The sequence below is a fragment of the Streptomyces sp. NBC_01476 genome (assembly GCF_036227265.1).
GTDB lineage: Bacteria > Actinomycetota > Actinomycetes > Streptomycetales > Streptomycetaceae > Actinacidiphila.
In genome coordinates this window covers 3,048,525-3,065,532 of the sequence record NZ_CP109446.1, presented here as the reverse complement: position 1 = coordinate 3,065,532, position 17,008 = coordinate 3,048,525, and the positions used below count along the sequence as shown (strand labels likewise).

The following is a 17,008-nucleotide window of genomic DNA, read 5'->3' as shown; positions in this document are numbered from 1 at the left end:
CTACGTTCTGCGGTCAACGCGAGGCACGCACGGCTCGCGGGACGCGCCGATCCCCACCAGCGCACACCGCCGCGGACGGAAATCCGGCCAGATCGGCCGAGTTCGCAGGTCACCGGACCAGGGCGGGAGCGTACGGGCGCGTAAGGCCAGAAAGAAAGGCGACCGCAATGCTCTCGTCAGGTAACGGACGGCACCGACGCCCCCGCCCGACCCCCGCGGCCGTGGTGACCATGGCGACCGCCGCCGCGACAGGCGCCGGCATCGCCCTCCCGCTGCTCGGCGCCGCCACCGCCCAGGCCGCGGACCAGACCACCTGGGACCGTGTCGCGTTCTGCGAGACCGGCGGCATGTGGCACGCCAACACCCACAACGGCTTCTACGGCGGCCTCGCCATCACCCAGGACACCTGGGACCAGTACGGCGGCACCGCGTACGCCAAGCGGCCGGACCTCGCCACCGAGGCCCAGCAGATCGCCGTGGCCGAGAAGATGCTCACCGACCTGGGGCCGAACGCCTGGCCCGGCTGCGAGCAGGGCACCGGCCTGCTCCCCGACGACGCCGCGCCGACCGACCCGGGCGCCCCGACGCCGGCGCAGCCCGGCGAGCACACGCCCGCGAGCACCCCGACGACGGACCCGTCGACTCCGGCGACCACGCCGCCGAGCGCCGGCACCGGCAGCACGGACCCGACGGCCACCCCGCCGCCGGTCACCCCCACCACGCCGTCGACGGGCAGCACCGACCCGACCGCGACGCCGCCGCCGGTGACGCCCTCCGACCCGACCGTGCCCGGTACGCCCGCCACACCGCCCACCGGGACCGTCACCCCGCCGCCGGTCACCCCTGGCTCCGGCGCCACCACGCTGGCCCCCACGGACCCCACGGCGGGCCTCCCGGGCGCGAGCGACGGCACCGGCAGCACCGGCAAGCACGCGAAGCCCTACAGCCCCACCGACGAGGAACTGGCCGCACAGGACCAGGCGACCCGGACGCAGATCTACTCGATCACCGACCCGGGCCCGGTGAACACCTCGGTGGATACCACCAACAAGGGTGATGATTCGGGCACTTCACGGCCCGACGGCTACACGGTGGGTCTTGGCGACTCGCTCTCCGGCATCGCGACCGCGCAGCATGTGGACGGCGGCTGGCAGCACCTCTACGACATCAACCACCAGTCGATCGGCGACAACCCGAACCTCATCAAACCCGGACAGATCCTCAACCTCGGCTGAGAAATGGGTTGATGACGGTCGGCCGACAAACCGGACGTACCGCTCACGGTTCCTCTCCGAAGATGTGACAAGCCTCTCTCCGGCCGCTGTGACCGCCCGCTCGCAGAGCGCTGAAACTCTCCGCCGTGACCTGCGACTTCGTTCAGCGGCCGGGCGGGCGGACCCGGTAGGCGGTCCGAACCGGGATGTTTGTCCTATCGGTGGGGCTGTGCTTAACGTTTTGACGCTCGCCACAGCGGGCCCCGCCGGGCAGGAACGCCGAGTCCTGCCGCCGCCCGACGGGAACAGTCGACGCGAAAGCGCCGCAGGCAGGAGCGGGGGACCCAAGGTCTTCCGCCGGACCCCGGCCGTACGCCGCCGCAGCACCGGAGAGCATCCGGGCTTGCGTACGTACACCAGGCAGGGGCCCGGCTTGGGGTGAAGCCGAGATGGCCGCACGAGCACGATGCGGTCCGGCCGGGCAACTCACGTCCGAACCCGACAGCTGACCTCGTAGGCGTCGGTGAGGGACCCAAAAAACCATGGCTAAGCACCGTCGTGCCTCCAAGCTCGTCCGATTCGCCACATTCGCCGGTGTTGCCGGTACCGCGATCGCCGTACCGCTGATCGGCGCCACCTCCTCGTCGGCCGCCTCGGTCGCCACCTGGGACGCCGTGGCGCAGTGCGAGTCCGGCGGCAACTGGTCCATCAACACCGGCAACGGCTACTACGGTGGCCTGCAGTTCTCGCAGTCCAGCTGGGAAGCGGCCGGCGGTCTGCAGTACGCCCAGCGTGCCGACCTCGCCACCAAGGACCAGCAGATAGCGGTCGCCGAGAAGCTGCTCGCCCTGCAGGGCCCGGGTGCCTGGTCCTGCGCCGGTGCCGGCGGTCTGACCGCGGGCGGCCCGTCGCCCGACGTCAACACCGGTGGCTCGTCGTCCGCCTCGGACAGCAGCTCCACCACCACCAAGGCGTCCACCCCGGCGAAGACCACGCACAAGGCCGCCGCCCCGGCGCACTCCGCCCCGCGCCACACCACCCACCACAAGGTGGTCCAGAAGGGCGACGGCGAGTACACCGTGGTCCACGGCGACTCGCTCTCCAAGATCGCCGCCGCGCACCACGTGGCCGGCGGCTGGAAGAAGCTCTACGAGCTCAACCACGGCATCGTGCAGGACGCGAACCTGATCTACCCGGGCCAGCACCTCCACCTGAGCTGATCCAGGACCCGGTGACGGCCCTGACGCCGCCGCCGGGACCGGCACCGCGGGACCCCGGACGGGCAGTTGCCGGCTGAACGCCGGATGGACGCCGGCCGAAGCCTTTCGACCACCCCGGCCGGACACGCCCTCCCCCTGGCGTGTCCGGCCGGGGTATTCCGTCTGTTGGTCCGGGCCTAGCGCCGATCCGGGCCCGGATGCCCGTTAGGCTCGTCCCGATAAAGAAGAGAAGACATCTCAGAAGGAGACAACGTGCCGTCCATCGACGTCGTCGTAGCCCGGGAAATCCTCGACTCGCGAGGCAACCCCACCGTCGAGGTCGAGGTCGGCCTCGACGACGGCAGCACGGGCCGTGCCGCAGTCCCGTCCGGCGCCTCCACCGGCGCCTTCGAGGCCCTCGAACTCCGTGACGGCGACCGCAACCGGTACCAGGGGAAGGGCGTCGAGAAGGCGGTCCTCGCGGTCATCGAGCAGATCGGTCCCGAGCTGGTCGGCTACGACGCCACCGAGCAGCGGCTGATCGACCAGGCGATGTTCGACCTGGATGCCACCCCGGACAAGTCCTCGCTCGGCGCCAACGCCATCCTCGGCGTCTCGCTGGCCGTCGCGCACGCCGCCTCCGAAGCGTCCGACCTGCCGCTCTTCCGCTACCTCGGCGGCCCGAACGCGCACGTCCTGCCGGTCCCGATGATGAACATCCTCAACGGCGGCTCGCACGCGGACTCCAACGTCGACATCCAGGAGTTCATGATCGCGCCGATCGGCGCCGAGTCCTTCTCCGAGGCGCTGCGCTGGGGCGCCGAGGTCTACCACACCCTCAAGGGCGTGCTGAAGACCCGCGGTCTGTCCACCGGCCTCGGCGACGAGGGCGGCTTCGCGCCGAACCTCGGCTCCAACCGCGAGGCGCTCGACCTCATCCTGGAGGCGATCAAGCAGGCCGGTTACGCGCCCGGCCAGGACATCGCGCTCGCGCTCGACGTCGCCGCCTCGGAGTTCTACAAGGACGGCAAGTACTCCTTCGAGGGCGAGGAGAAGTCCGCCGCCCAGCTGACGGAGTACTACGAGGACCTGGTCGCCTCCTACCCGCTGGTCTCCATCGAGGACCCGCTCTTCGAGGACGACTGGGCCGGCTGGAAGGTCCTCACCGACAAGCTCGGCGCCAAGGTGCAGATCGTCGGCGACGACCTCTTCGTCACCAACCCGGAGCGTCTGCAGCGCGGCATCGACAACGACACCGCCAACGCGCTGCTGGTGAAGGTGAACCAGATCGGTTCGCTGACCGAGACCCTCGACGCGGTCGAACTGGCCCAGCGCAACGGCTACAAGTGCATGATGTCGCACCGCTCCGGTGAGACCGAGGACGTCACCATCGCCGACCTGGCCGTCGCCACCAACTGCGGCCAGATCAAGACCGGTGCCCCGGCCCGCTCCGAGCGCGTCGCCAAGTACAACCAGCTGCTGCGGATCGAGGAGATCCTGGACGACGCGGCGGTCTACGCCGGCCGCTCCGCGTTCCCCCGCTTCAAGCACTGACCCTGCCCCACCGGTTACGCCCGCACCGGCCTTCACGGCCACCGCCTCCGTACGTCCCCGCACCCGGTCCCGTACCGTGGGCGGGGACGCAGGAGTATCGGGTACGTACGGTTGTGCGGTCAGGAACGGCGAGGGGAGTCACAGCGTGGCGGCGGACCGGTTCTCCACCGCGGCCCGGCTGAAGGCGATCGGCCAGGAGGCGCAGGCGCGCGTCTACCGTGCCGCGGCCCGGCGTCCGGTGCGCCGCAACAAGCTCACCGGCCGCGCCGCCCTGCTCGCCCTCGTGCTGTGCGCCCTGGTGATCGCCCTCGCCTACCCGATGCGGCAGTACATCGCCCAGCGCTCCGACATCGCCGACCAGCGGCGCGAGGCCCAGCAGGCCAAGCAGAAGGTCGAGCAACTGCGCGAGGAGAAGGCGCGCTGGCAGGACCCGGACTACGTCCGCGCCCAGGCCCGCGCCCGGCTGCACTACGTCCTCCCCGGTGAGACGGGGTACGAGGTCGCGGCCCCGGCGCCCAGCACGACCGCGGATCCGGCGGCGCGGCGGCGGGCCACCGACCAGGCCGCGGCGCACCGCCCGTGGTACGACAATCTGTGGGACGGCGTCGACCAGGCCGACGCCGCCGCGGCCCCGACCCGCCGCTGAGCCGCTCCCTCCGACGCAGAACGGCACATGAACAGCACCCCTGAGCACCCAGTCCCGCCCACCGACGCGGACATCGCCGCCGTCCGGGCCCAGCTCGGCCGCCCGCCGCGCGGCCTGCGCGCGGTCGCCCACCGCTGCCCCTGCGGCAATCCGGACGTGGTGGAGACCGAGCCCCGGCTGGAGGACGGTACGCCCTTCCCGACGACGTACTACCTCACCTGTCCGCGCGCGGCCTCCGCGATCGGCACGCTGGAGGCGGACGGTGTGATGAAGCGGATGACCGCCCGGCTCGCCGAGGACGGGGAACTGGCCGCCGCCTACCGCGCCGCGCACGAGGACTACATCGCGCGCCGCGACGCCATCGAGGTCCTGCCGGGCTTCCCGAGCGCCGGCGGGATGCCGGACCGGGTCAAGTGCCTGCACGTCCTCGCCGCCCACTCCCTCGCCGCCGGCCCCGGTGTCAACCCGCTGGGCGACGAGACCCTGGCCCTGCTCCCCGACTGGTGGGCGAAGGGTCCGTGCGTGCAGCCCGCGCCTGACGGCGACCCCGGATCCGAGCGCCCGGAAGCGAACGGGCGCAAGAGGAGCGAGCAGGAATGACGACACGCGTCGCGGCCATCGACTGCGGTACGAACTCGATCCGCCTGCTGGTCGCCGACCTCGATCCGGCCGCGGGAACCCTCACCGACCTCGAACGCCGGATGCGGATCGTCCGGCTCGGGCAGGGCGTCGACCGGACCGGCCGGCTCGCACCGGAGGCGCTGGAGCGGACCTTCGCGGCGTGCCGGGAGTACGCCGAGCTGATCCGGGTGCACGGTGTGCCGCACGAACGAGTGCGGTTCGTGGCCACCTCCGCGTCGCGCGACGCGGAGAACCGGGACGACTTCGTCCGCGGCGTACGGGCCATCCTCGGCGTCGAACCCGAGGTGATCACCGGTGACCAGGAGGCGGAGTTCTCCTTCACCGGCGCCACCCGCGAACTCGGCGCGGCCGACGGCCTGCCCACGCCTTACCTGGTGGTGGACATCGGCGGCGGCTCCACCGAGTTCGTGCTCGGCGACAGGCACGTCATCGCGGCCCGCTCGGTGAACATCGGCTGCGTCCGGATGACCGAACGCCACCTGCTGCGCGACGGTCACCTCACCGACCCGCCGACCCCCGAGCAGATCGCGGCCATGACCGCCGACATCGACGCGGCGCTCAGCGAGGCGGCCCGCGCGGTGCCGTTCGACCGGGCCCGTACCCTCGTCGGCCTGGCCGGCTCCGTCACCACCATCGGCGGCATCGCACTCGGCCTGCCCGCGTACGACCCGGCCGCCATCCACCACTCCCGGGTCTCCCTGGAGCAGGTCCGGGAGATCACCACCCGGCTGCTGACCGCCACCCATGCCGAACGCGCCGCGATCCCCGTCATGCACGAGGGCCGCACCGACGTGATCGGCGCGGGCGCGCTGGTGCTGCTGCGGATCATGGAGCGGACCGGGGCGAAGGAGGTCGTGGTCTCCGAGCACGACATCCTCGACGGCATCGCCTTCTCGCTGGCCTGAGTCCTCGCCTGAGCCCTCGTCAGAACTCCTCGCGGGGGCGCCCGGCGGCCCGGGCGGCCGGGGGCTGCGCGGGCGCCTTCGGAAGGCGGCCGAAAGTCCTTTGTGAAACTCTTCACATGAAGTTCCCGCCCGGCGGCCCAATTTTCCCAGGCTTCCGGGGCGCCGGACCCGGGAAAGGCATGGCCAGGCCATGTTTCAGGGGTGTGACGCCCGTCGCACCGGCGCCGTCCGGCCGACAATCGACGCTGTTCAGGGCCCAGGTGGGGGAGGGGGCCCGGTGGACCCGGTAACAAGGGGACGTACCCCCTGGTCGTGAAGCCGGGCAGGGTAGCACAGGGTGTCCAGCACCTTGTGAAGGGGCTCACGAGGGGGTGCCCCCAACGTGCTGGATACTCGAAGCATGAGCACCACGGAGCGTCCACGGATCCTCGTTGTAGGCGGCGGTTACGTCGGCCTGTACGCGGCGCGCCGCATCATGAAGAAGATGCGGTACGGCGAGGCGACCGTCACGGTTGTCGACCCGCGCTCGTACATGACGTACCAGCCCTTCCTCCCCGAAACCGCAGCAGGCAGCATCTCCCCGCGGCATGTCGTCGTCCCGCTGCGACGCGTGCTCCCCGGGGCCGAGGTGCTCACCGGCCGGGTCACCACCATCGACCAGGACCGCAAGGTCGCGCAGGTCGAGCCGCTCGTGGGCGAGTCCTACGAGCTTCCCTTCGACTACCTGGTGATCGCGCTCGGCGCGGTCTCCCGGACCTTCCCGATCCCGGGCCTGGCCGAGAACGGCATCGGCATGAAGGGTGTCGAGGAGGCCATCGGTCTGCGCAACCACGTGCTGGAGCAGCTGGACAAGGCCGACTCCACCACCGACGAGGAGATCCGCCGCAAGGCGCTCACCTTCGTCTTCATCGGTGGCGGCTTCGCCGGCGCGGAGACCATCGGCGAGGTCGAGGACATGGCCCGCGACGCGGCCACGTACTACCCCCATGTGAAGCGCGAGGACATGCGCTTCATTCTGGTGGACGCCGCCGACAAGATCCTGCCCGAGGTCGGGCCCGAGCTCGGCACCTGGGGCCTGGAGCACCTGCGCGAGCGCGGGGTCGAGGTCTTCCTGAGCACCTCGATGAAGTCCTGCGTCGACAAGCACGTGGTGCTCGCCAACGGGCTTGAGGTGGACGCCTCCACGATCGTGTGGACGGCCGGCGTGAAGCCCAACCCGGCGCTCGCCAAGTTCGGTCTGCCGCTCGGCCCGCGCGGCCACGTGGACACCGCGCCCACCCTGCAGGTGCGCGGCACCGACTACATCTGGGCCGCGGGCGACAACGCCCAGGTCCCGGACCTGGCGGCCGGCGAGGGCGCCTGGTGCCCGCCGAACGCACAGCACGCGCTGCGCCAGGCCAAGGTGCTCGGCGACAACGTCATCTCCGGGATGCGCGGCTTCCCGCAGGCCGACTACAAGCACGCCAACAAGGGTGCGGTGGCGGGCCTGGGCCTCCACAAGGGCGTCGCGATGATCGTGGTCGGCAAGAAGACCAAGATCAAGGTCAAGGGCCGCCTCGCCTGGTACATGCACCGCGGCTACCACGGCCTGGCCGTGCCGACCTGGAACCGCAAGATCCGGGTCTTCGCCGACTGGACGCTGGGGATGTTCCTCAAGCGCGAGGTCGTCGCGCTGGGCGCCATGGAGAACCCCCGCGAGGAGTTCTACCTGGCCGCCCGGCCGATCCCGGCGCCGGTCGCCGAAGCCCGCCCGGCCGAGCCTGCCGAGAAGGCAGACCAGAAGGCGACGGAAACCGCCGTAGCCTCCTGACCTGGGATCATTCCGGCTGAACCGGGATTATTCGGAGTCGTTCCGGGCGCAGCCGGTCCCCGTGTCACCGCCGAAGGGCGCCCGCCATCCGTGGTGCGGGCGCCCTTCCGGCGTAAGTATGTGTATCTGCAACGTTATTTTCGCGTCAGGGGCGTCAGCGGCCGTTTTCGGTCGTAATCTCGGACGTATGGCTGACGCGGCTCATCGCATCCTTGACCTCGCCGAACATGCCCTCTCAACGTCGTTCCCGCTGCGCGTGCGCGCCTGGGACGGCAGCGAGGCCGGGCCTTCGGGAGCACCCGTACTCGTGATCCGACGCCGGCGCGCACTGCGCCGACTGCTGTGGCGACCCGGTGAACTGGGCCTGGCCCGCGCCTGGGTGGCCGGTGAACTCGACATCGAAGGCGACCTCTACTCCGCGCTCGATATGCTCTCCGGGCTCTTCTGGGAGCGCGGCGAGGGGGAACCCGCCCCGACCGGCGCCGAGACCCTGAAGCGGGCGGGCGCCATCCTGCGCGACCCAGCGACCTACCGGCTGGCCCGCAGCGCGCTGGCGCTCGCCGGGCCCGGGCTGCCGCCCCCGCCGCCCCCGGAGGAGGTCCGCCGGCGGGAGGGCATCGCGCACACCAAGCGCCGCGACAAGGACGCCATTTCGCACCACTACGACGTCGGCAACGACTTCTACGAGATGGTGCTGGGGCCGTCGATGGTCTATTCCTGCGCGGTCTTCGCCGAGCCCGGGACCACCTTGGAGGAGGCGCAGGCCGCCAAGCTGGACCTGGTCTGCCGCAAGCTCCAGCTGCGCGAGGGGCAGCGGCTGCTGGACGTCGGCTGCGGCTGGGGCTCGATGGTGCTGCACGCGGCGCGGCACTACGGCGTCCACGCGACGGGCATCACGCTCTCGGTCGAGCAGGCCGCGTACGCCCGCAAGCGCGTCGCCGAGGCCGGCCTGACCGACCGGATCGAGATCCGGGTGCAGGACTACCGCGACGTCAAGACCGGCCCCTATGACGCGATTTCGTCGATCGGCATGGCGGAGCACGTCGGCAGCGAGCTCTATCTGGAGTACGCCCGCACCCTGTACTCCCTGCTGCGGCCCGGCGGCCGGCTGCTCAACCACCAGATCGCCCGCCGCCCGCTGGCGGACGAGGAGACGTACAGGATCGACGAGTTCATCGACCGCTACGTCTTCCCCGACGGTGAACTCGCCCCGGTCGGCTCGACCATCTCCTGGCTGGAGCAGGCCGGCTTCGAGGCGCGCGACATGGAGGCGCTGCGCGAGCACTACGCGCGCACCCTGCGAGCCTGGGTGCGGAATCTGGAGGCCTGCTGGGACAAGGCGGTCGCGGCGACCTCCCCCGGCCGGGCGCGGGTCTGGCGGCTGTACATGGCGGCGTCCGCGCTGTCGTTCGAACGGAACCGGATCGGGGTCAATCAGGTGCTCGCGGTGCGCACCGCGGCCGAGGGCGCGGCGGAGATGCCGGCCACCCGGAGCGCCTGGCTGTCCTGAACTCGTCCCCCGCCGGGGTTCCGGAGGGGGTGGTTGTCCTGAACGCGGTGGTCCCTCAGGGACCCCGCGGATCGGGACGGCCGGACCCGGTCGGGGGACGGTCGGACCCCGTCGGACGCAGTCGGACCCAGTCGCGCGGCGGGCGGAAGTGCAGGAGAACGTGCATAAGTGCACGTCTTCCAGCCGGGACGGCCGGATTCCCCGCCGGAGGGCCGGTTGCGGAGAGCGAATTCACGTCACTTCTGCGTGAGGTCCGCCGTTGCCGGTAAACGCTGTCTGGGGTGCATGGAGGCCGTCTGGAACGGTCTAACACTCCGTCAGTAACCCCTAAAATAAGACAACATGGCTAGTTAGACGTCCTGTTGGCGTCCTTCAACCCGGATACGCTTTTCACTGCGCCCCGCCGGCCCGGATGGTGGAACGCAGACACGGCGAGCTTAAACCTCGCTGCCCCTCGGGGGCGTGCCGGTTCAAGTCCGGCTCCGGGCACTTCTCCGCCGGTCACGGCCGGCGTGGGGGACGGCCCGATTTCGCCGTGCACCGTGGACGGTTCGATGACGAGGAGTCGGCGGAGGCCAGCAGGCCGGCGCTGGTGCCATCAGGGGGTCCGGGGGTTTCAGGGCTCCGCGGACGCCCGCAGCCGGCCGGCCGAGGCGACCGTGGCCGCCGCCTCCCGCTCGCTCAGTCCGGTGTGCACCGCCGCCGTGACCAGAGCCGGTGCGAGCGCGTCACCGAGTCCCGCGTCGTAGGCCCGGCAGGCGGCCCAGAAGAGCCGGCCGTTGCGTTCGCCCTCCTGGGAGTCCAGGACGAACCGGACGAGTGCGGCGGCGCGCTTCTCTGCCGGGTGCCGGGGCGCTGCGTCCTCCGGCCCGCGGGGCGGGGCGGGCGGCGGGGCGGCCAGGGCGAGGAGGGCGGCGGGTGCCTCGCCCAGGGTGTGCTGCCGGGAGCCGGGGAGCAGCAGGTAGTGGCCCGCGACCGTACGGGAGCCGGGTCCGACCACGTAACCCCCCAGCCCCCGCACGTCGATGCCGGGGCCCAGCCGGCCGGCCGAGTTGGGGACCGGGCCCGGCGCGGACAGCCACAGGTGGCGGCCGCCGCTGGGGGTGAGCACGGTGACCGTCTCCGGGACGGTGAAGCCATGTGTCCGGGCGAGCGTGTCCAGCGCCGTCACTCCGTCGGAGCCGTGCTTGACGTCGAGGTCGAGCCCGATCAGGTGATAGGGAGCCAGACCGCACGCGATGCCGTAGCCGGTCGCCCAGGGGGCCACCGCGAAGAGCGCGCGTATCCGGGCCGGGTCGGTGGTGGCGTCGTGCACGCCGTGGCCCGGCCTGCCGCACTCGCCCCGGCAGGCGGCCGGCCGTGGCTCGTCGCGGTGCGGCGAGCGGACCGCGGGGAGCTTGGTGCGCGACAGCGGGATCACCGGCAGACCGCGCGCGGCGGTCAGCAGCGCCGCGTGCAGCGCGCGCGTGTGGTCGGGGCGTGGCATGGCCTGCTCCCTGATGTTCGAACGCATGTTCGCTTCCACATGTCAGTGATACCGCGCCGGAGCCCCGGCGTCCACCTCGTATCGCCGCGACGCCCGTCACGGCGCCGCGTGGCGGGCCGCAGGGGTGGCCGGGTTGGACGAACGGCTCGCTTCCCCGGCCGGCGGAAGCGTAAGAGCTCTGGCCAAGGGAAGATCTCCGCCAGGCGGATCCCGTCTTTTTTGCCAAGCCATTACTCTTGGCGGCAGAGCCGCAGCACGCGGCCCATGGAGGAGTGACATGAGGAGCAGCAACCCGGTCTTCTCCCGGCGGGGCTTCACCCGCGGGAGCGAGTACGCCGGCTTCGGCGCGCAGGGAGCGCAGGGTGCCCAGCAGGGCAATCCCTTCGCCGGGCAGGGCGGCAACCCGTACGCGCAGGCGCCGCGCAATCCGTACGACCGGCAGCAGACGCTGACGCCGGAGCAGATGGAGCAGATGTACGCGGGTCCGGCCGCGGGCCCCGCGCAGACCGGCCGGATGACGATCGACGACGTCGTCGCCAGGACCGCCATGACGCTGGGCACGGTCGTGCTCGGCGCGGTGCTCGGCTGGACGGTGCTGCCGGACAGCCTCGGACTGGCCTTCGGCGCGGCCCTGATCGCCTTCGTACTGGCGATGGTCCAGTCGTTCAAGCGCAGGCCGACGCCCGCGCTGATCCTGGGCTACGCGATCTTCGAGGGCGCCTTCCTCGGTGTGCTGAGCCGGCTCTACAACGAGGCATGGCAGGGCGCCCCGGTGCAGGCGGTGCTCGGCACCATGGCGGTCTTCGCCGGCATGCTCATCGCCTACCGGACCCGGCTGATCCGGGTCACCGCCCGCTACCAGCGCATCGGCATGGCCATCGCCATCGGCTTCCTGCTCGCCATGGTGGTCAACCTGCTCTTCTTCGCCTTCGGCAGTTCGAACGGCCTGGGCCTGACCACCGGCGGCCTCGGCATCGTCTTCTGCCTGCTGGGCATCGGCCTCGGCGCCTTCTTCCTCTCGCTCGACTTCAAGCGGGTCGAGGACGGCATCCGCTACGGCGCGCCGCAGCAGGAGTCGTGGCTGGCCGCGTTCGGCCTGACCGTGTCCCTGGTGTGGATCTACCTGGAGCTGCTGCGGCTGATCGCGATCCTGCGCGACTGACCAGGTCCCGCCTCCTCAAGGCCGTACGACGGGCCGCCCCGAAGTGCAGAGCTTCCCGGCGGCCCGTCGGCGTCGTGTGAGGGTGGTGTGTCGGGGGCGGGGGGCGGGGCTAGAGCAGGTTGCGCGCGGCCCGCCGCAGGTCGTACTCGTGGGCGATGGCCTTCGCGTGGCCGTGGGAGAGGGCGTGCTCGCTGCGCAGCCAGCTCACTTTTTCGTCGAAGCGGAGGAACGAGGGCCCGTCGGCGAGGGCGTTGAGCCAGTCGCTGACCTCGCGGCCCGTGCACTGCGGGATACGGGAGAGCAGATTCCGGTGGGTCTCGTCGGAGAAGTGCGTTTGGTACATCGGCGCCTCCGGTCTGTGGTCCGGTAACCCCACCGTGCCCGAGCCGTGGGTCGTTGGCAACCATCACGGACGGGTGGACAACCGGTGGACAGGGGTGCGATACGCGCCCGGCGGGGGTCAGGAGGTGCTGAGCGCACCCCGGGTAGGGTCAGCCCCATGTCGGATCGCGCCGCCCTGTACGCCGCCGTGGAACGCCTCTCCGGGCGGCTGCGCGCCCTGCCGCAGCGCCGGCTCCAGGCGGGCGCGGCGGCCGAAGGGCTCGAACTGGCCCGCTGGCTGGCCCGGCAGGCCCAGGAGCTGGAGTTCCCCGGGCGCGAACCGCGTGAGGTGCCCGACGACGGGGTCTTCGTGGTCGGCGACCAACTGGCCGTCGCCGGCCATGAACTGGTGGCGGCGCTGGACCACGGTCCGGCGCGGGCCGAGGAGGTGCTGCGCGAGGCGCTGCGCCGGGTGTCGGCCGCGGCCAGGGCGGTCGGCTGACCGGCGGCGGGATGTGGCGGGATGTGGCGGTGCCTCAGAGGGAGGCCACCACGCGGTCCGCGAGCACATAGACGCTCTCGTCGCCGTACGCGAAGGTGAGCGCGTACGCCCCCGCTATCGCCGAACCCCCGCGCAGCACCGGCACTTCGCCGCTGTCCAGTGCCTCGGAGAGCTTCTGGGCGGTCTCACGGTGGCCGGGGGTCATGCACAGCGTGGTGCCGTCCGCGAACACGTACACATCGAGCGTGCCGAGCGGCCCGGGCCGTACGTCGGAGAGCGGGATACGGGCGTCGGCGAGATCGGCGAGCCGGTCCGCGGTCTGGTCGCGGGAGGCGACCACCGGGGAGGGTGCGAAGTCCGGGCCCGAGGGGTGCGGGATCGCACCGGGCGCGGGCAGGGTCACCTCGGGGGCCTCCGGCTCCAGGCCGGCGAAGTCGGCCTGCCGCGGCAGGTGGGGCAGCTGCGGCAGCACCGGGGGGACCTCGTAGTCCGGCAGGCCGGTCGTCCCGGCCGCGGTGCCCTCGGCGTCGGCGGCGGGTTCGGCGGTGGCGTCCGCGGTGGAACCGAAGAGGCCGCCGCGGAAGAAGGTCCCCTCACCGGCGGTCTCGCGGGACTCCTGCTCGGCCCAGAAGGCACGGGCCTCGGCCAGTTCACGCTCCCGCTCGTCGGCCAGGGCGTCGGCGACCGCGGTCCGTATGTCGACCGTGGAGGCGCGCGGCCCCGGCAGGCTCAGGCCGGCCAGATCGCGGCGGAGCGCGGTCAGCTCACGGCGCATGCCACAGGCGCAGAGCACGGCGGCGGAACCCGCGGCCACGGCGATACCCGCGGCCACCAGCAGGACGGTGAAGTTGGCACTCACTGACGTTCTCCCGACTGATGCGACCCGAGCAATGCCCACCTGAGTGGTGGACGAAACTTTCCCCTCTCATCACTCTGCCGGTAAACCCCTGGCCTCTGCAGTGCGGAACGTCATGATTTGGTGCGGTCTGGGGGCCTGGGGCATCCCTGAATCACCTGACTGACCTGGGGAAACACCTCGCCCCCGGGGGAAAATCACGTCCCGGGGGCGATTTCATTGCGACTTATGTCACAGAGCGTGCGCAACGCAGCCGGCCGACCGCTGTGGGTGATCGGTCCTGTTCCAGCCGCTGTCCCGGGGGAAGCTGTGGACGGGCGGCCGCGCCGGCGCCGCGGCTTTCAGGAGAGGCGCTCGATCACCATCGCCATGCCCTGGCCGCCGCCCACGCACATCGTCTCCAGGCCGAACTGCTTGTCGTGGAACTGGAGGCTGTTGATGAGGGTGCCGGTGATCCGGGCGCCGGTCATGCCGAACGGGTGGCCGACCGCGATCGCCCCGCCGTTGACGTTCAGCCGGTCCAGGTCGATGCCGAGGTCGCGGTAGGAGGGGATCACCTGCGCGGCGAACGCCTCGTTGATCTCGACCAGGTCGATGTCGCCGATGGACATCCCGGCCCGCCGCAGCGCCTGCTGCGAGGCGTCGACCGGGCCGTAGCCCATGATCTCAGGCGAGAGCCCGGAGACGCCGGTCGAGACCACCCGGGCCAGCGGGGTGATGCCCAGGTCGCGCGCCTTGGTGTCGGACATGATCACCAGGGCCGCGGCGCCGTCGTTGAGCGGGCAGCAGTTGCCGGCGGTGACCGTGCCGTCGGGGCGGAAGACCGGCTTGAGTCCGGCGACGCCTTCCAGCGTCACGCCCGCCCGCGGGCCGTCGTCCTTCGCCACGACCGTGCCGTCCGGCAGTGTCACCGGGGTGATCTCGCGCTCCCAGAAACCGTTCTTCAGGGCGACCTCGGCGAGATTCTGCGACCGGACGCCGAACTCGTCCTGCTCCTGCCGGGTGATGCCCTTGAGCGCCGCCAGGTTCTCCGCGGTCTGGCCCATCGCGATGTACGCGTCCGGCACGAGGCCGTCCTCGCGCGGGTCGTGCCACTCGCCGCCGCCTTCTTCCGCGCGCTTTTGGGTACGGGCCTGGGCGTCGGCGAAGAGCGGGTTCATCGTGTCGGGCAGGCTGTCGGAGTTGCCCTTGACGAAGCGGGAGACCATCTCGACGCCGGCCGAGATGAAGACGTCGCCCTCGCCTGCCTTGATGGCGTGCAGGGCCATCCGGGTGGTCTGCAGCGAGGAGGAGCAGTAGCGGGTGACCGTACAGCCCGGCAGGTGGTCCATGCCCATCTGCACGGCGACGATCCGGCCCAGGTTGAAACCCTGCTCGCCGCCGGGCAGGCCGCAGCCCAGCATCAGGTCGTCGATCTGCCGCGGGTCCAGCTGGGGGACCTTGGCCAGGGCGGTCTGGATGACCGTCGCGGCCAGGTCGTCGGGGCGCAGCTCCTTGAGGGAACCCTTGAAGGCGCGCCCGATGGGCGAACGGGCGGCTGAGACGATGACGGCTTCGGGCATCGCGGCACTCCTCGGCGAGCGGCGGGTGGGTCGTCCGGACTCTCAGGGAAGTTACCCGCCCGTATTGCGGTGAGTCACCCTTGCGGGGCTGTGACGCGGGATACTTTCTGAGCGCTTGCTTACCCCTGCGGGGTGCCCTACCCGGAAATCCGGTGCCCTACACGGCGCCCCCGCCCGGGCCCGCCTTGCCGCGGGCGGCTGCGCACGCGGCGCTCCCTTGCCGCGGGCGGCTGCGCGCACGGGGCTCGCCTTGCCGCGGGCGGTGCCACACAGGGGCGCTGGGGTCCCCCCGGACGAAGTCTGGGGGCGGAACTGCGCGAGCAACCCACCACCGGCGCGAGGTCCGGCGACGACCGCAAGGGGCTCGCACCGTCGCCGGCTGCGGGCGCGGTGGGGTCGGCCGCGCAGTTCCCCGCGCCCCTTCGGGGCACGGCACACCGTTGCCGGCTGCGGGCGCGGTGGGGCCGGCCGCGCAGTTCCTCGCGCCCCTGCGGGGCACGGCGCACCGTTGCCGGCTGCGGGCGCGCTGGGGTCGGCCGCGCAGTTCCCCGCGCCTCTGCGGGGCGCGTCAGGTCGCGCCCTCGACCGCTGCCTCGGGCTCCGGGTGCTCCTCGGAGAGAGGCCGCCGCCGGCGCCGCTTGAGGAGGGCCCAGCGGCCCCGGGGGCCATGGGCGGACGCCGCCGCCGTGACCTCGGTGCCGCCCTCGGACGCCGCCTCGACCGCCGCCTGGGCCACCGGCAGGAACCCCTCGCCGCGGCGGGCGTCGGGCCGCTCGTCGGACTCGGGCCACAGGCCGAGCACCGCGCAGACGGTCGGCAGCATCGCCATCGCCGCCGTCGCGTACCCCTCGGCGGAGGGGTGGTAGTTGTCCGGTCCGAACAGCTCCCGCGGCCTCGCCTCGAACTCCGGCCCCAGCAGATCGCCCAGCGAGACCGTCCGCCCGCCCAGCCCCACCACCGCGATGGTCTGCGCCGCCGCCAGCTGGCGGCTGGCCCGCCGGGCGAGCCACCGCAGCGGCTGGTACACCGGCTCGACCGATCCCAGGTCGGGACACGTGCCGACCACCACCTGCGTACCGGCCGCGCGCAGCCGCCGTACCGCCTCCGACAGCAGCCGCACCGACGTGACCAGCGGCATCCGCCGGGTCACATCGTTCGCGCCGATCATGATCACCGCCACGTCCGGCGGCGGCACCGCCGGATCGACCAGCAGCGACACCTGCCGGTCCAGGTCGTCCGACTGCGCGCCCGGCAGTGCCACGTTCACCAGCTTCACCGGCCGCTCGGCGACCGCCGCGAGGCCGGAGGCGAGCAGCGCCCCGGGCGTCTCCCTGGCCCGGTGCACGCCCTGCCCCGCGGCCGTCGAATCGCCCAGGAAGGCGAGCCGCAGCGGCGGCTCCCCGGTGCGATGTGCGAACGCGGAACCGTACCGGCCGTCCGCCCGCGGCGGGATGTCGTCCGAGCCGCCGACCACCCTTTTGGCCAGCCGGACCTCCGTCAGCAGGAGCCCGACCGCCGCCCCGCCCAAAAGGCTGATCCCGCCGCCGCCGAACGCCGCCGCGGTCGCGATCCGCCGTGCCACTCTCGCCCTCGACATCGAGCCGGCCACCTCCACTGCCCCAGTGCTTGCCCCGTACAA

15 protein-coding genes, 1 tRNA gene and 1 riboswitch are annotated in these 17,008 nt (G+C 72.0%); of the genes, 11 read left to right on the top strand and 5 right to left on the bottom strand.

Translation table 11 applies throughout. From position 1 onward, the window contains the following. The first annotated feature begins 230 nt into the window (after positions 1-230). From OG552_RS13660 to OG552_RS13620, 9 genes are all read left to right on the top strand, one after another. Positions 231-1,235, top strand: a complete 1,005-nt coding sequence (locus OG552_RS13660) for a transglycosylase family protein (RefSeq protein WP_329132641.1) — start codon at positions 231-233, stop codon at positions 1,233-1,235. 369 nt (positions 1,236-1,604) lie between these two features. Continuing rightward, positions 1,605-1,749, top strand: a riboswitch (cyclic di-AMP (ydaO/yuaA leader). A gap of 7 nt (positions 1,750-1,756) precedes the next feature. After that, positions 1,757-2,434, top strand: coding sequence for a transglycosylase family protein (locus OG552_RS13655; protein ID WP_329132639.1), 678 nt, complete (start codon positions 1,757-1,759; stop codon positions 2,432-2,434). 252 nt (positions 2,435-2,686) lie between these two features. Beyond that, positions 2,687-3,967: a phosphopyruvate hydratase gene (gene eno, locus OG552_RS13650; RefSeq protein ID WP_329132637.1), complete on the top strand. Its 1,281-nt coding sequence runs from the start codon at positions 2,687-2,689 to the stop codon at positions 3,965-3,967. 145 nt (positions 3,968-4,112) lie between these two features. After that, positions 4,113-4,613, top strand: a complete 501-nt coding sequence (locus OG552_RS13645; RefSeq protein ID WP_329132635.1) for an FtsB family cell division protein — start codon at positions 4,113-4,115, stop codon at positions 4,611-4,613. 27 nt (positions 4,614-4,640) lie between these two features. Then, on the top strand, positions 4,641-5,213 hold the full coding sequence (locus OG552_RS13640; protein ID WP_329132633.1) for a DUF501 domain-containing protein: 573 nt from the start codon (positions 4,641-4,643) through the stop codon (positions 5,211-5,213). Beyond that, entirely contained in the window at positions 5,210-6,160 is a 951-nt protein-coding gene (locus tag OG552_RS13635; RefSeq protein WP_329132631.1) for a Ppx/GppA phosphatase family protein, read from the top strand. Before OG552_RS13640 ends, OG552_RS13635 begins: the two co-directional genes overlap by 4 nt. 400 nt (positions 6,161-6,560) lie before the next feature. After that, the gene (locus tag OG552_RS13630; RefSeq protein WP_329132629.1) at positions 6,561-7,970 is read left to right on the top strand and encodes an NAD(P)/FAD-dependent oxidoreductase; all 1,410 of its coding nucleotides are present in this window, start codon (positions 6,561-6,563) and stop codon (positions 7,968-7,970) included. Between the two features lie 187 nt (positions 7,971-8,157). Continuing rightward, positions 8,158-9,480 (top strand): cyclopropane-fatty-acyl-phospholipid synthase family protein, encoded by a 1,323-nt coding sequence (locus OG552_RS13625; protein ID WP_329132626.1) that lies wholly within the window; start codon positions 8,158-8,160, stop codon positions 9,478-9,480. A 406-nt stretch (positions 9,481-9,886) separates the two neighbouring features. Continuing rightward, positions 9,887-9,969: transfer RNA gene (locus tag OG552_RS13620), tRNA-Leu, on the top strand. 127 nt (positions 9,970-10,096) lie between these two features. Here the strand turns inward: OG552_RS13620 and OG552_RS13615 are convergent. Beyond that, a complete protein-coding gene (locus OG552_RS13615; protein ID WP_329132624.1) occupies positions 10,097-10,993 on the bottom strand; it encodes a bifunctional DNA primase/polymerase in 897 nt (298 codons plus the stop codon). Between the two features lie 250 nt (positions 10,994-11,243). Here OG552_RS13615 and OG552_RS13610 point away from each other — a divergent pair, with 250 nt between their 5' ends. Then, on the top strand, positions 11,244-12,128 hold the full coding sequence (locus OG552_RS13610; protein WP_329132622.1) for a Bax inhibitor-1/YccA family protein: 885 nt from the start codon (positions 11,244-11,246) through the stop codon (positions 12,126-12,128). 109 nt (positions 12,129-12,237) lie between these two features. Here the strand turns inward: OG552_RS13610 and OG552_RS13605 are convergent, their stop codons facing one another. Continuing rightward, positions 12,238-12,471 (bottom strand): DUF4287 domain-containing protein, encoded by a 234-nt coding sequence (locus OG552_RS13605; protein WP_329132620.1) that lies wholly within the window; start codon positions 12,469-12,471, stop codon positions 12,238-12,240. A gap of 156 nt (positions 12,472-12,627) precedes the next feature. Between OG552_RS13605 and OG552_RS13600 the strand changes: the two genes are divergently transcribed. Then, the gene (locus OG552_RS13600; protein WP_329132618.1) at positions 12,628-12,951 is read left to right on the top strand and encodes a hypothetical protein; all 324 of its coding nucleotides are present in this window, start codon (positions 12,628-12,630) and stop codon (positions 12,949-12,951) included. A 34-nt stretch (positions 12,952-12,985) separates the two neighbouring features. On the opposite strand, the gene OG552_RS13595 is transcribed toward OG552_RS13600, so the two are convergent. The 3 genes from OG552_RS13595 to OG552_RS13585 all read right to left on the bottom strand — a co-directional run bounded on the left by OG552_RS13595 (position 12,986) and on the right by OG552_RS13585 (position 16,966). Continuing rightward, positions 12,986-13,810: a hypothetical protein gene (locus OG552_RS13595; protein WP_329132616.1), complete on the bottom strand. Its 825-nt coding sequence runs from the start codon at positions 13,808-13,810 to the stop codon at positions 12,986-12,988. A 338-nt stretch (positions 13,811-14,148) separates the two neighbouring features. Further along, positions 14,149-15,369, bottom strand: a complete 1,221-nt coding sequence (locus tag OG552_RS13590) for an acetyl-CoA C-acetyltransferase (protein ID WP_329132615.1) — start codon at positions 15,367-15,369, stop codon at positions 14,149-14,151. A 568-nt stretch (positions 15,370-15,937) separates the two neighbouring features. Further along, a complete protein-coding gene (locus tag OG552_RS13585) occupies positions 15,938-16,966 on the bottom strand; it encodes an SGNH/GDSL hydrolase family protein (protein WP_329132613.1) in 1,029 nt (342 codons plus the stop codon). Between the last annotated feature and the right edge of the window lie 42 nt (positions 16,967-17,008).

Excerpts from the sequence above, each read along its gene's own strand:
- OG552_RS13590 (WP_329132615.1), bottom strand. The coding sequence starts at position 15,369 with ATGCCCGAAGCCGTCATCGTCTCAGCCGCCCGTTCGCCCATCGGGCGC.
- OG552_RS13605 (WP_329132620.1), bottom strand. The coding sequence starts at position 12,471 with ATGTACCAAACGCACTTCTCCGACGAGACCCACCGGAATCTGCTCTCC.
- OG552_RS13625 (WP_329132626.1), top strand. The coding sequence starts at position 8,158 with ATGGCTGACGCGGCTCATCGCATCCTTGACCTCGCCGAACATGCCCTC.
- OG552_RS13655 (WP_329132639.1), top strand. The coding sequence starts at position 1,757 with ATGGCTAAGCACCGTCGTGCCTCCAAGCTCGTCCGATTCGCCACATTC.
- OG552_RS13600 (WP_329132618.1), top strand. The coding sequence starts at position 12,628 with ATGTCGGATCGCGCCGCCCTGTACGCCGCCGTGGAACGCCTCTCCGGG.
- OG552_RS13640 (WP_329132633.1), top strand. The coding sequence starts at position 4,641 with ATGAACAGCACCCCTGAGCACCCAGTCCCGCCCACCGACGCGGACATC.
- OG552_RS13660 (WP_329132641.1), top strand. The coding sequence starts at position 231 with ATGGCGACCGCCGCCGCGACAGGCGCCGGCATCGCCCTCCCGCTGCTC.
- OG552_RS13635 (WP_329132631.1), top strand. The coding sequence starts at position 5,210 with ATGACGACACGCGTCGCGGCCATCGACTGCGGTACGAACTCGATCCGC.
- OG552_RS13630 (WP_329132629.1), top strand. The coding sequence starts at position 6,561 with ATGAGCACCACGGAGCGTCCACGGATCCTCGTTGTAGGCGGCGGTTAC.
- OG552_RS13615 (WP_329132624.1), bottom strand. The coding sequence starts at position 10,993 with ATGCGTTCGAACATCAGGGAGCAGGCCATGCCACGCCCCGACCACACG.
- OG552_RS13610 (WP_329132622.1), top strand. The coding sequence starts at position 11,244 with ATGAGGAGCAGCAACCCGGTCTTCTCCCGGCGGGGCTTCACCCGCGGG.
- OG552_RS13585 (WP_329132613.1), bottom strand. The coding sequence starts at position 16,966 with ATGTCGAGGGCGAGAGTGGCACGGCGGATCGCGACCGCGGCGGCGTTC.